At 59.0% G+C, this 13,034-nt stretch carries 14 protein-coding genes and 1 pseudogene; 6 read left to right on the forward strand and 9 right to left on the reverse strand.

The window, feature by feature from the left end:
* The first annotated feature begins 33 nt into the window (after positions 1-33).
* Complete coding sequence (gene cynS, locus PSV26_RS21635) at positions 34-477, forward strand: cyanase (protein WP_300574043.1); 444 nt, start codon at positions 34-36, stop codon at positions 475-477.
* A 50-nt stretch (positions 478-527) separates the two neighbouring features.
* Here cynS and PSV26_RS21640 read toward each other — a convergent pair whose 3' ends face one another.
* The 4 genes from PSV26_RS21640 to PSV26_RS21655 form a co-directional block, all read right to left on the reverse strand.
* On the reverse strand, positions 528-707 hold the full coding sequence (locus PSV26_RS21640) for a hypothetical protein (protein ID WP_300574046.1): 180 nt from the start codon (positions 705-707) through the stop codon (positions 528-530).
* A 168-nt stretch (positions 708-875) separates the two neighbouring features.
* The gene (locus PSV26_RS21645; protein ID WP_300574048.1) at positions 876-1,487 is read right to left on the reverse strand and encodes a hypothetical protein; all 612 of its coding nucleotides are present in this window, start codon (positions 1,485-1,487) and stop codon (positions 876-878) included.
* Positions 1,488-1,582: 95 nt separating this feature from the next.
* Entirely contained in the window at positions 1,583-2,071 is a 489-nt protein-coding gene (locus PSV26_RS21650) for a hypothetical protein (protein ID WP_300574051.1), read from the reverse strand.
* Between the two features lie 408 nt (positions 2,072-2,479).
* Positions 2,480-3,361: a restriction endonuclease gene (locus PSV26_RS21655; RefSeq protein WP_300574053.1), complete on the reverse strand. Its 882-nt coding sequence runs from the start codon at positions 3,359-3,361 to the stop codon at positions 2,480-2,482.
* Between the two features lie 227 nt (positions 3,362-3,588).
* On the opposite strand from PSV26_RS21655, the gene PSV26_RS21660 reads away from it, so the two are divergent.
* From PSV26_RS21660 to PSV26_RS21670, 3 genes are all read left to right on the forward strand, one after another.
* The gene (locus PSV26_RS21660; RefSeq protein WP_300574056.1) at positions 3,589-4,836 is read left to right on the forward strand and encodes a CaiB/BaiF CoA-transferase family protein; all 1,248 of its coding nucleotides are present in this window, start codon (positions 3,589-3,591) and stop codon (positions 4,834-4,836) included.
* On the forward strand, positions 4,836-5,564 hold the full coding sequence (locus PSV26_RS21665; RefSeq protein WP_300574059.1) for an alpha/beta fold hydrolase: 729 nt from the start codon (positions 4,836-4,838) through the stop codon (positions 5,562-5,564). The genes PSV26_RS21660 and PSV26_RS21665 overlap by 1 nt, the downstream gene beginning before the upstream one ends.
* 143 nt (positions 5,565-5,707) lie before the next feature.
* Positions 5,708-6,244, forward strand: coding sequence for a GrpB family protein (locus tag PSV26_RS21670; RefSeq protein ID WP_300574062.1), 537 nt, complete (start codon positions 5,708-5,710; stop codon positions 6,242-6,244).
* A 129-nt stretch (positions 6,245-6,373) separates the two neighbouring features.
* Here the strand turns inward: PSV26_RS21670 and PSV26_RS21675 are convergent.
* From PSV26_RS21675 to PSV26_RS21690, 4 genes and pseudogenes are all read right to left on the reverse strand, one after another.
* Positions 6,374-6,538: pseudogene (locus PSV26_RS21675) on the reverse strand (DUF4197 family protein); the annotation flags it as partial.
* A gap of 2 nt (positions 6,539-6,540) precedes the next feature.
* Complete coding sequence (locus tag PSV26_RS21680; RefSeq protein WP_300574065.1) at positions 6,541-8,784, reverse strand: PAS domain-containing protein; 2,244 nt, start codon at positions 8,782-8,784, stop codon at positions 6,541-6,543.
* Positions 8,785-8,794: 10 nt separating this feature from the next.
* Complete coding sequence (locus tag PSV26_RS21685) at positions 8,795-9,961, reverse strand: FIST N-terminal domain-containing protein (RefSeq protein WP_300574068.1); 1,167 nt, start codon at positions 9,959-9,961, stop codon at positions 8,795-8,797.
* 256 nt (positions 9,962-10,217) lie between these two features.
* The gene (locus PSV26_RS21690) at positions 10,218-10,922 is read right to left on the reverse strand and encodes a DUF4197 domain-containing protein (RefSeq protein WP_300574071.1); all 705 of its coding nucleotides are present in this window, start codon (positions 10,920-10,922) and stop codon (positions 10,218-10,220) included.
* 19 nt (positions 10,923-10,941) lie between these two features.
* Between PSV26_RS21690 and PSV26_RS21695 the strand changes: the two genes are divergently transcribed.
* The gene (locus PSV26_RS21695; RefSeq protein WP_300574074.1) at positions 10,942-11,454 is read left to right on the forward strand and encodes a TlpA disulfide reductase family protein; all 513 of its coding nucleotides are present in this window, start codon (positions 10,942-10,944) and stop codon (positions 11,452-11,454) included.
* A 192-nt stretch (positions 11,455-11,646) separates the two neighbouring features.
* Here PSV26_RS21695 and PSV26_RS21700 read toward each other — a convergent pair whose 3' ends face one another.
* Positions 11,647-12,102 carry a cytochrome c gene (locus PSV26_RS21700; RefSeq protein ID WP_300516879.1) on the reverse strand — a complete coding sequence of 152 codons (456 nt, stop codon included), beginning with the start codon at positions 12,100-12,102 and terminating at the stop codon, positions 11,647-11,649.
* A 216-nt stretch (positions 12,103-12,318) separates the two neighbouring features.
* On the opposite strand from PSV26_RS21700, the gene PSV26_RS21705 reads away from it, so the two are divergent.
* Complete coding sequence (locus tag PSV26_RS21705) at positions 12,319-12,999, forward strand: cytochrome b/b6 domain-containing protein (protein ID WP_300574077.1); 681 nt, start codon at positions 12,319-12,321, stop codon at positions 12,997-12,999.
* Positions 13,000-13,034 lie beyond the last annotated feature (35 nt).

A 13,034-nucleotide genomic window follows, 5' to 3' on the forward strand; every position in this document is an offset into this window, starting at 1 on the left:
CGCTTTTTTCTTTTCAACACGGAGAACACCACCATGAACCGCAACGACATCACCGAAAAAATCATCACCGTCAAAGTCAGCAAGGGCATCACCTGGGAATCGGTCGCCAAGAAAGTCGGCCTCAGCAAGGAGTGGACAACCGCCGGTTGCCTGGGCCAGATGACCTTTGACGAAAAGCAAGCCAAAGTCATCGGCAAGATTTTCGGGTTGACGGCGGAAGAACAGAAGTGGCTGCAGGTCGTGCCTTACAAAGGCTCGTTGCCCACACCCGTGCCCACCGACCCGCTGATCTACCGCTGGTACGAAATCGTCAGCGTCTACGGCACGACGATCAAGGAACTGATTCACGAAGAGTTCGGCGACGGCATCATGAGCGCGATTGACTTCTCGATGGACATCGTTCGTACGCCGGACCCCAAGGGTGACCGCGTGAATGTGGTGCTGTCGGGCAAGTTTTTACCGTACAAGACTTATTGATTAGGAAACGCTAGGGTGCCTGGCACCCTGGCGCGTCCTGCGGATGCAGGCTAGAGACCTTTGACCCGGCAGGCCAGCAGCAGGAGGCCGAATCCGATGATCCACGACCAGGTGGCCATCGGCGCGCCCAAGCGGACCACACCAAACTGCGCGAGCAGCGCGACCACAAACAGGACGAGGGAGATCACCCACACGACGAAGGTTGGAGCTTTGCCGGAAAAATTGCGCATGATGGATTCCTTGCTGGTTGTGAGATGAAGTAGTTCGAGTCTACGGGTTGCCATCTGCCCGCAATCGACAAAGGCGTGAGGTCCCACACCTTCACGCGCCATGCGGCTACGTGGCAGATGCGCTAAGCGGTTGGCTCTGCTGTTGGGTGTATCTATCTAACGTTTAAGTTAGATCTCACTCGACGCTTTGACGCTGCGCTCTCGCACGAAGGCAACACCAACAAGGAGAGCTCCGAAAACATAGAAAATGCGAAGCCGCGAATTCCATCTGCGTTCTTCGTCTTCGAGCTCGTTATAGCGTTTGTAGTTACGAGGAACCAAGACCCCGGCAGACTGTAGTTCAAGAGCGCGCAACTGGGCGGCATGCGAGATGACCTTGTCATAGTCCTTCTCGCGATAGGCGGCCTTCGCGCTTTCGAGACGGTTCTCCCGGAATTCGGCAAACTGATTCCTCTCGCTCATGTTCTCGTTGTCCCAAGCGACCGCGGACTGGAGGACATTCAAAGTGAATTCCATGTAGAACAGAGACGCCATGGCGGTGGCCTCGAAGTTTCTTTCGGGTTGTGAGTCGAGCAGTCGGATATGGCTGTACCAGACCTGCGCAATGGTGTGGTTGCTAGACATGCGCACTTGGAGACGGTCGAGGTCCTCACGCCGATTCTTAGCCTCGTACTCAAAGTGCTTCTCGCTCAGCCACGAACAGAAGAGCAGCAGACTTCCGATGCAGTAGAGCCACGGGAGCTTTCTAAGGACACTTAGAACGTTAGAGGTATTGAGCATGGCCAGTCGCGGGTTAGTGCGGTCTAACGAAAAGTTACCAGCTCGCCGGCTTCACCGGCGCGTGCGAGGGGACTGATGGGTTAGAGCGTTCAAACTTAAGCAACTGCCAAATTTGATCCGGTCCTCAATTGCAGGTGGGCAATCGGCACATCCGACCGAACTACTACCAGCAATTTTTTTTCGGGCACACTTACTCTGTGCTGAATCGGACCATCAGGGTTTGAAACACCACCGTAAGTGGAAACCAAACTTCCGCATATCCAAGTGATTGCGTCTTTTCCTTGATCGTAATCAATCGACCAAGCCACTTGACTTTCATATCCAGTGTTTCGATTTTTTGACCTTGCAATTCCAGAAGCTATCCAGCTACGATCAAACCAAACTATGTCACCGGAAAACTGATCTATCACCCAAGTGGTACGGTAGTCGTATGTCGACATCCTCCAACTTCCGCCAATAGAAGTGAGAAAAGTATCTACGGAGTGTTTCACTCCAAGCCTCTCTAGCCGTGTTCTCACAAATTCGATCGACTCATTCTCGCTTTGCAAATTTGCCTCGACATCGAGCGCCGTCTCTTTACTCATTTCATTCTCCCAATCGTTGGTGGATTCAATTTTCTACTGTGAAGTGAAGCGGCGGCACCATTTCCCCATATGCCTAACTTAATGTGTGCCGCAAGACCTGCGGTGTAACTTGGACATGAATCCTCTTGAATAGGCTGCCAGCATTGGCTTTGCGGGAAATCGGGTCGAATTTGCAAAGGTAATAAATGAAGTCACCAAACCCGGCAGTGATTGTCAGAGAATTCTAGGTCTCTATCGCATTCGGGCCACCCCCCAATCGAAGTTGGTGTGGCTTTTAACGCCACCCACGACGCCCGTCCTGCCGACACCTGCTTCCTACGCCAAGGCAAAAAGACCCATGAATTCCCTAGACGGCTAGAAATTCTCAGGGAGAGACATATGTGAGCACTCTCGGTTGGTGTGAGGTGGTCAGACTTTGAACTCATTAAAGAACAAGTGATCGAGCTCATATGTCTTTACCGGGTTAAGACCAAGCTCAAACCTCTCGAGCATGTCAATCAGCTTCTCGCCATCGATCAATTCGATCGGCGGCGCACCATCGCGCGTAGCCTCACGCTTTGCTTCTGCAGTGAACGTTCCGGTAGTAATAATGATGCCTTTGTCAGCGCGCCCTGACATCGCTCCGCGAAAGTCGCGGACTTGAGAAGGCACTACTGATTTTGTATAGCGTTTGCACTGGAATAGCACTTTGAAAGAGACGAGCGGATTCACCTGCAATATTCCGAATCCGTCAATTCCACCATCGCCGCTTTGACCGGTGACTACCACTTGAGTGAAGCCTGCCTCGCGTAAAAGACGCTGTGAAAGGCGCTCGAAACCTGCTGGCGCAAGTGACAAGAGAACTTCCAGTGCCTCTTCTCTATAGTCAGTCGAAACAGCGCCCGTTCCTTCAGCGACCTTCTCGGCAACTGGTTCAGACGTCTCCTTTTGCTTACGTTGCTCTTGAAATATCTTTACCCATTTCAAGAAGATGCTGCGAGCTTGATCTTGAGTTAGATGAGTTTTGAAACCCGCTTCAGTGAGGCTCCAAACTCCGTGCTTGGAAGAGCTAATGAGACCTTCTCGAACTAAGTAGAACCTTGCCCACGCAACTTGATTTCGGAATCTCGAACCTCCCGAAGGCAGTGTTTCGTTGAGTACATCATCCGAAATTTTCAGATCAGTTGATACTCGATCGACCGCTTCGTCGGGCTTTGCGGAGCCGCCAAGACCCCGCAACGCATTCAAAAGCGGGCCGAAGTATCTAAGGAACTGAGCGCCTTCGTCCTTCTTCTGCTTCGTAGTAGCCAAAGTGGCCTCCATTGATGTTTAGCGTTCGCATTCACAGTCCGGAAGCAGTTTGCCACTCGGCATCGATTACCGGTGAATTCTAGGCGGGCAGCGACTTACACCCCTCCTCCAATCGAAGGAGTTGTCGCTTTGCCGCCACCAAGTCACGTGCTCGAGTTGCCTCCAATGATTTGCGGCTTCGCTCTGCCTCCGCAAGCTCTTCTGTCGCGAAAGGCACAATGCCCCACATGAACTCCCTAGACGGCATCCGCATCCTCGACCTCTCCCGCGTGCTCGCGGGCCCCTGGTGTACCCAGACGCTGGCTGATCTCGGCGCCGACGTGATCAAGATCGAACGGCCGGGCACCGGTGACGACACGCGGACCTGGGGGCCGCCGTTCTTGCAGGACAGTGCGGGCGCCGACACGGCCGAGGCGGCTTATTACCTGGGCACCAACCGCAACAAGCGCTCGCTGACCTGTGACATTGCCAAACCCGAAGGCGCGGCGCTGATCCGTGAACTGGTGGCGCACTGCGATGTTTTTGTCGAGAACTTCAAGGTTGGCGACATGGCGCGTTATGGGCTGGACTATGCCTCGCTCAAAGCGCTCAACCCGCGGCTGGTGTATTGCTCGGTCACCGGCTTCGGCCAGACCGGGCCGTATGCCGAACGCGCCGGGTATGACTACGCGATCCAGGGCATGGGCGGGCTGATGAGTGTGACGGGTGAGCGTGACGATCTGGGCGGTGGGCCGCAGAAGGTCGGTGTGGCGGTGTCGGACCTGATGACGGGCATGTACGCGACCGTCGCGATTCTTGCCGCGTTGCGCCATGCCGAAAAAACCGGCGAGGGCCAGCAGGTCGACATGGCGCTGCTGGACACACAGGTGGCCATGCTGGCCAACCTGGGCGCCAACTACCTGGTCAGCGGCAAGGTGCCGGGACGCGCCGGCAATGCGCACCAGAACATCGTGCCTTACCAGGTGTTCGAGGTAGCGCCCGCCCCTGACGGGACCAAGGACCACATCATCATCGCGGTGGGCAATGACTCGCAGTATGTGAAGTTCTGCAAGGTGGCCAACATTCCCGAGCTGGGCGTGAACCCGCTGTTTGCCAAAAACCGCGACCGGGTGCAAAACCGCGCGCAACTGGTGCCGATTCTGGAAACGGTGATGAAAACGCGGACCAAGGCCGACTGGCTGGCGGCGCTGGAGGCGGCCAAGGTGCCTTGCGGTGCCATCAACAACCTGGCAGAGGTGTTTGATGATCCGCAAATCGAGGCGCGGCACATGGTCACGCAGTGGCAGCACCCGTTAAAAAATCACTTGCGGTTGGTGTCCAGTCCGATCAAACTGAGTGCCACCCCGGTGCGCACACCGGGCCAAGGCGGGCTGCCACCCCCCATGCTGGGCCAGCACACCGAGGAAGTCTTGCGCAGCGTGTTGAACTACTCCGACGCGCAACTGTCTGACCTGAAAAGCAAAGAGGTGATCTGATGGCCAATTTTGTTCTGGTGCATGGTGCCTGGCACGGCGGCTGGTGCTGGCAGCGGGTCACCCACGCGCTGCAGCAGCAGGGCCACCGGGTGCATGCGGTCACGCTCACCGGCCTGGGCGAGCGCGCGCACCTGCTGGCGCCCAGCATCACACTCGACACGCACATTGACGACGTGATCAGCGCCATCGAGGTGGAAGAGCTGCACGACGTGATTCTGGCGGTGCACTCTTACGCCGGCATGATTGGCACGGCCGTGGCCGACCGGCTCGGCAAACACCTCAAACACCTGGTCTATGTGGATGCGGTCATTCCCAAGCCCGGCGAAAGCTGGAGCAGCACACAGTCGGCCGCGACGCAGCAGCAGCGCCTGTCGGCAGCGCAGGCGTCCACGCGTTTCAGCTTTCCGCCGCCTGACCCGGAAGTGTTTGGCCTGCATGACGCCGACCACGCCTGGGTCAAGCGCCGGCAGACGCCGCACCCCGGCAACACCTACCAGGCACCACTGGCCTTTGACATCCAGCGTGTGGCCGCGATCCCGCGCACTTTTATCAACTGCACGCAGCCGGCGCTGGCCACCATTGAGCCCAGCCGCCTGCGCGCGAAAGACCCCAAGTTCTGGGATGGCGCCTGGCTGCCCAACTCGAAAATCGTGGAGCTCAAGACCGGCCACGACCCGATGATCAGCGACCCGACCGGCTTGACCCGCATTCTTGTGGACTGCGCATGACCGAGCCGGGCAGACGCCACCTTGCTGCCGGCAGGCCAGCGGATGCTGTCTGTAGCGGGCTGGCCGAACAGCGGGCAAAGCGCCGGGCGGCCACGCGCGAGGCTCTGGCAGCGTTCAACCCGGCGTGAGCGGCGAGGCGACCCATGACCGACGCCGACTCCCTGCACGCGGCCATCCATGAAGATGTGAGTTTGCAGGCCTACGACAGCCGTTGGCCGGACCGATTTGTGGCCGAGCGGGACCGCTTGCTGGCGCTGTTTCCACTCGTTTTTGTCGACATCGAACACATCGGCAGCACGGCCGTCCCCGGGATGGTGGCCAAACCCATTGTGGATCTGCTGGCGGGCGTCGAAAGCATGGCCATGGCCCGATCGCTGGCCGAACCGCTGCGTGACGCGGCCTACACCACATCGGCAGAGTTCAATGCCACGCTGACCGACCGCCAGTGGTTCATGCGTTGGGCGGACGGCCGCCGCACCCACCACCTGCACATTGTTGTGCACGGCGGCCCGGTGTGGACGCGGCATCTGCAATTTCGCGACGCGCTGCGCGCCAGCCCCGTGCTGGCAGCACGTTATGCCGCCCTGAAGGCCGAGCTGGCAGTTCGGCACCCGACCGACCGCGAGGCCTACACCAGCGCCAAAACCGCCTTTGTGAGCTCCCTGTCGGACCCCACCTGAGCGGCCCGCCCCGTTACAGAAGCAGCCTCGGCCCTCAACTTTCCACCCAATCAATCACTTTTTTATAGCGGCTCGCGCTTGCTGCACAAGGGCTGAAGGCCAATTTGACCCATCATTTCTGAAACCTGCCTATTTCATCGCCCCAAACACCCGCTTCAGGATCGCGCTGCCGGTACCGACCGGGTCCTGGCGGATCTTCTTTTCTTCCTCGCCGATGACCAGGTAGAGCCCATCGAGCGTCTTGCCGGTGACGTACTGCTGGATGTTGGCGTGGTCTGGCCAAAGCCGCAAACCGCTCAAAGTTCGCCAAATCGGCTGTCATCCTTCAATAGGCCACTGTCCATCAGCAGATCTGCTGGCGAATGCGTGCTGGACAAGGTAAAGAAAAAAGTGCTTCCTGTGCCCGCCTGGGACTCTGCCCATATGCGTCCGCCGTGCCGCGCGATCACCCGGCTCACTGTGGCCAGTCCCACGCCAGTACCAGGAAACTCTTCGGCCGAGTGGAGCCGCTGAAACGCACCGAATAGTTTGTCGGCATAGGCCATGTCGAAGCCGGCGCCATTGTCAGAAACAAAAAAAACTCTCTCGCCCGACCCTGTCTGGTGGTGTCCCACGGCAATTTTGGCGACGTCGCGTTGCGAGGTGAATTTCCATGCGTTGCCCAGTAAATTCTCCATGACCACAAAAAACAGACCCGCGTCTGCGTTGATCATCAGCCCGGGCTCAATGTTGATGCTTACTTGCCGACCGGGGTCTCGTGCCTTGAGGTCAGACAACACCGCATCGGCGATTTCGCTCAGGTCAACCGGTACGGCCTGCAGGGAGTTGCGCGAAACCTGTGCCAGCGCAAGCAGGCTTTCAATCAGTTGCCCCATGTGCGCGACGCTGTGGCGAATCCGGGACATGTATTGCTGAGCTTTCGGATTGCCATCTGCGTCAAGTTGCTTGGCGAGCAAACGGCTGAACCCGTCGATGGTGCTCAGAGGCGCACGCAGATCATGGGAAACGGAATAAGAAAATGCTTCCAGCTCCCGGTTGGAAAGCCGCAACGCGGACTCGATGGCCTTGATATCCGTGATGTCGGTATCCATGCCGATCCAGCAGGTAATGTCTCCACGGGCATCCAGCACAGGCGAAGCCCTGTAGGCAAGCACATGGTATTTGCCATCAACTGCGCTCACCCGGCGAATACCCGACAACACCTTGCCGTTTTGCCAGACGAGCTTCCATTTCTCCATCATGTCGGCGACATCCTCGGGGTGAACCACCTGCATCCACTCATTTCCGTAGCCTGTGGGAGATGACCCGCCCACGAGCTCATACCAGAACCGGTTCAGGTAGGTGACCTCGCCTTTGGTGTTGACGATCCACATCACCTGCGGCGCCTGGTCGGCGGCAGCCTGGAAAAGTGCCTCCTGCCGCGCCAGGGCCTCTGTTCCGTCCACCACCTTGAGCTCAAGTTTGGTATTGAGATCTGTGATCTCTTCCAGCAATTTGACGTTTTCCATGGCCGCCGAGGCAATCTGGACCAGTTGCTCCAGCACATATTGGTCCTGCGCGCTGAACTCGCCTTCGCATTTGTCGGCCAGTTCCAGCAGGCCAACGCTTTCCCCATGGCGGTTTTTCAGCGGAACCGCGAGCCATCCACGCATGGCTGGTCGATGGTCCTGCTTTTTTGCCAGAGCGGGCCAAAGCGGGTGGGCCTGCAGCTCGGCCTGGGTCAATCGCATTGCGCCATGGCCGGCTAAAACCAGGGCATCCAGGCCTGTGCTGGTGTCGCCCTGTGCCGCTACCTCCACCTTGGCCCGCCAGTTCGCGTAGTCGTCAGACAGTGACGCGCTCGCGACGGCCTTGATCGAGCGGTCACCCGGCGACAGCCTGACGAAACACTGCTTGGCCCCGGCCACCGTTCTGGCCTGGCTGGCAAGCTCTGCAATCATGCCTTCCAGCGTCCGGTGTTGTGTGATGGCCTGGGCTGCGATAGTTGCACGCTGCATGGCAAGCATGTACCCCTGCTCACGTTGTTCCCCCTGTTTGCGCGCTGTGATGTCCCGGACAATGACCATGATCTGCGTTTCCAGCAGCGGCACGAGCCTGGCCTCGCAATGAGCGACCTCGCCCCCAAGCACGGTTGAATACTCCATGCTTATTGGAGAGTTTTTAGCGATGACGCCCCGAACGCCGTCCATCATCTGATCGGCCACATCGGCAAACAAGCTGTCCTGAATTTTTTTTCCGACAAGGTCCAGCCGCCGGGGCGCCAGCCCGTCACTGGTACCCGCCTTGACGTCAAGAATAAGGCCCTGGTGATCAAGGCGAAGCACCAGGTCTGGAACAGCCTGAAAAACGGCCCGCATTTCGGAGTTCGCGTCCAGCAGTTCCTGTGAGCTCAATTCAAGTGAGTGCTCCAGCATCGCGCGATCATCATCGAACCCCTTGTAGGCATCGTTGACGCCGTTGACGAATGCCTGCCACTCCGCCGGGATCTTGTCCGGGTCGCCGAAGTGGCGTTTGAGTTGGCGTTTGAGCAGGCTGTGCATCACATGCAGGCTATCGCTCTGAGAGCGTGGTAATGGTCATGGTCTGGTTGTGCAATTCGCATTTGGCACCGGGCGTGAACGGGGAAATTTCACCATAGGAATAAAAACCAGCCAGCATCGCCCCGCTTCCGAGAATCTCGCGGACTGCCTCCACTTCCTCTTCAACACGTTGCTTGAGAACCAGCTTTCGCCCCACACAACTTATCAGAATCGCCAGCTCAGGAACAACGGAACCCATGGATTCGGCGTTGGCCCGGGCCGCGCCGGCCGCACCGTCAATCAGCCGGTCAAAGTTCGCTTTCATCAGACGCGCGTAAGCGCCTTGGGGCACGTCGCCTGCAAAGGTCAGGCTCTGCGAGCTTTCATCAACCGCCAGGATGGTCCGGACCACGGGAGCTTCGCCGGGCCGGGCACGCACACTCAGCGGGAACAGAAGGCCGGTGGCAGGCAATCCGTCGGCATGGTCTCCGAGATACTGTTTATACAGCCCGAGCGCGGAACGCCCATCAAGTTCATACAGGACGTTGGCCTCTGAGCGTGTAATAAGCCGTTCAGGGCCGAAAGAATCCCACCCGCCCAGCGAGCCTATGCCCACTTTCAGGCGACTGCCGTACAGGCCCAAAGCGGCAATCGAATCTTTTTCCGGCACGCCGTCCCGGAAGACCAGTGTTTTACCAAAGCGGGCGCCATCACCGGCCAACCCGCCGGTCATGGTCGCGCCCTCAGGCAAGTGCCGCATCACACCGGATACAAAATCACTGCCATTGACCTTCAGCCCATCGGTTAGCACCAGCACGTGCGCCAGCTTTTCCTCCAGGCCGGTAGACGGGTCGGAAAGTGTTTGCGGCAAGTTCCGTGCAATCCATTCGCCGGCCTCAAAACTGTCAGGGACCAGACCCAGACTGACTTCCACGCTGCGCAGCAGGGTGTGCTCAAAATGCACTGCCGTGACCACCAGCGAATCGTCGAAGACACTCGTGCCGCAGATTTCGCCTGCCGTGGAGCACCCAAGCAGGCAGGCCGCTGGGTAGTCCTTGCGGATCGCCGCAACAAGTTCCGGTTTTTGCAGGGCGGCTGGCGCACCGAACACCAGGACCAGTTGCGAAGATGCGCCCAGCGAGGCTGCGCCCGTCGTCCAACCAAGTTGCTCAGTCCAATATCGCTGTTCGATTTTCATGAAGATCGCCTGGTGGTTTACATTTTGTTGCGAACTGTTTTCAAGATAACACCAAACAGGCGCCGCATCGTGCTAATTCGTAGAGGGAAACCCACCCCCAGGGGCTTGGGCGGCCGCGCCTCTATTGACCGCCGATGCTTTCTGGCGAGGCAATCGCACTTCACCGCTGGGGGTGCGGCATTCCGGCGAGCTTTGGAGCAGGAGAGGGCTCCATGGACAGAGTTCAGCGCAGCCGCCCTCGACTGCGGCAGATTGCTTAATTCATCGACCCAAACACCCGCTTCAAGATCGCGCTGCCGGTACCGGCCGGGTCCTGGCGGATCTTCTTTTCTTCTTCGCCGATGACCAGGTAGAGCCCATCGAGCGTCTTGCCGGTGACGTACTGCTGGATGTTGGCGTCTTCCTTCCTGACCAGGCCAAAGCCGGCAGCCTTGCCGGCGAACTCGTTGTATTTGTTGGCCAGCCCCACTTTGGCCGTGGCCTGGGTCACCGCCGGCAGAAACTTCTCCCCCAGCGGGGCGCGGGTTTTCTCGGCGAAGAAGTTCGTGACCGAGGTTTCGCCACCGGCGAGGATGTTTTTGGCGTCGGTGACACTCATGGACCGCACGGCACTGACCAGCAGGTCCTTGCCCATGGGCACCGCGGCTTCGGCGGCGCGGTTGATGGCGGTCACGAGCTCGTCAATGCGTTGGCCCTGGCCGAAATTTCTGAGCAGTTTCGACGCGTCTTCGAGATAACCGGGCAAAGGAATGCGAACTTTCGGGTTGCCAAGGAATCCATCAGTCTTGCCAAGCAGGGCCACCGCCGCCAATGCACCTTTTTCAAGGGCGGTTTTCAGCCCACTGGATGCTTCTGCGTTGCTCAGGTCGCCCAGCGACACGGCCTGTGCCTGCTGGCAGGTGGCCAGAATCAGCATGCCCAGTGCGCTGAGACCGGCCTGGTTAAAATGGCGACGTTGCATGAGAAGATCCTTCACAAATATGAGTTCAGTTTCAGCCGCAGTATGCCGGATCGCCCTCGCCTCGCTGCTGGCGCTGGGCACCCTTGCCGGCCTGGCCGGCTGCGGTGGTGCGCAGGTCGCCCCCGAGTCGACGTTTGTGCTGCTCGACGGCAGCAAGAAAACGACGGCAGACCTCAAGGGCAGGGTCACCCTGGTCAACTTCTGGGCCACCAGCTGCGTGACCTGCGTGGCGGAGATGCCTCAGATCATTTCCACCTACAACAAGTACCAGGGCCAGGGGTACGACACGCTGGCCGTGGCCATGAGTTACGACCCGCCGAGCTACGTCGTCAACTTCGCCGAAACCCGCAAGCTGCCCTTCAAGGTGGCCATCGACAACACCGGCGCGGTGGCCAAGGCCTGGGGCGACGTACAGCTCACGCCAACCACCTACGTGGTCAACAAACGCGGGGAAATCGTCAAGCAGTACGTGGGCGAGCCGGACTTTGCGGCGCTGCATCAGCTGATCGAGAAGCTGCTCGCTGAGACCTGATACACCTGCCGCTCTTAAGCCACCATAAAAAAAGGCCGGATCCCTTGCGGGATCCGGCCTTTTTTTATCACCCCCAGCGCAGGAAGCTCCTCTTTTTCAAGCAGGGGCCGCGGGACTGGCTTTGCCAGACCGCAGGCGCAGCGGCCCCCTCGGGGGGCAGGGAGCTACACGCAGTGAGCGACCGTGGGGGCTTTATTTATTCCGGAACGCGTCGTGGCAAGCCTTGCAGGTATCGGCGGTTGAAGCAAAAGCCGTTTTCAGGCTGTCAAGGCTGCCGGTCTTGCTGGCGGCAGCAAGCTTGGTGGTTTCCACCTGCAGCTTGTCGCTGTATTCCTTGAATTTGGCCTGCTCGGTCCAGATTTCGGGCTTGGCCTTGGTGTTGCCACCCTGGTCCGTGCCTGCACCAAAGCCGGCCCACGGGAGCTTGGCCATGGCGGCCACGATCTCTGCATTATCGGCGGCAACCTTGGCGTCATAAGGCGCGCGGCCGGACGCCATGGCGCCGACGCGACCGAAATGCGTACCCATCACGGACAGGGCGCTCTGGCGGTACTTGATGGCGTCTTCAGGTTTGGCGAACTGGGCAGAGGCCGGTGCAGCCAGGGCGAGCAGGGTGGCAGCGGCTGCAATACAGGCAAAAGTTTTCATTTATTTTTCCTCGTGGTTTTGTACATGTGCTGGCGATGGGCAGTGCTTCCCGATAGACTGCCTGTCAAAGGAGCTGTATCCCGGACGCAAAGTTCCACCGGAACCGGACGACTAGGGTAAGCACCAAGGAAAAGCAAGCGGGCGCTGAACCCGACGCATGAAACATACCATGGCCGCATGACGGCCCAGGCAACAGACACAACAAGAGGCTCACGCATGAACCAGCACATCCATAAAATTCGCGTCTGGGATCTGCCCACACGGCTTTTTCACTGGGCGCTGGTCGCCGCCGTGATCGGGCTGGCGATCACCGGCACCGTGGGCGGCAACGCCATGGTCTGGCACTTCCGCTTCGGCTATTCGGTGCTGACGCTGCTGCTGTTTCGCATCGTCTGGGGCCTGGTGGGTGGACGCTGGTCCCGTTTCGGGGCGTTTATTTATTCACCCGCCAGCGTGATCAACTACCTGAAGGGAAAAGGCAAGCTGGAACATGGCGTCGGGCACAGCCCCATCGGCGCCGGGTCGGTTTTTGCCATGCTGGGCTTCCTGCTGGCGCAGGTCGGCACCGGATTGCTCAGCGACGACGAAATTGCCTTCGCAGGCCCGCTGACGCGGTTTGTCTCCAACGCCACGGTCGGCCTGGCAACCAACTACCACACGAACATCGGCAAGTGGATCGTGCTGGCCCTGGTGCTGCTGCATGTCGTGGCCATCGTGGTCTACCTGAGGCGCAAACACAATCTGGTGGGCGCCATGCTGCATGGCGACAAGGAGCTGGTGACCGCCGTACCCGCTTCGCGCGACGACACGGCTTCGCGGCTGCTGGCCCTGGGCGTGCTGCTGGTCTGTGCAGCCGGGGTCTACTGGATCAGCAGCCAGGCTGCGCCCGCGTTCTGACACGCCCTGTAACGCAGACCCGGGCAAGTCCCGGT

Source organism: Polaromonas sp. (assembly GCF_029945685.1).
GTDB lineage: Bacteria > Pseudomonadota > Gammaproteobacteria > Burkholderiales > Burkholderiaceae_C > Polaromonas.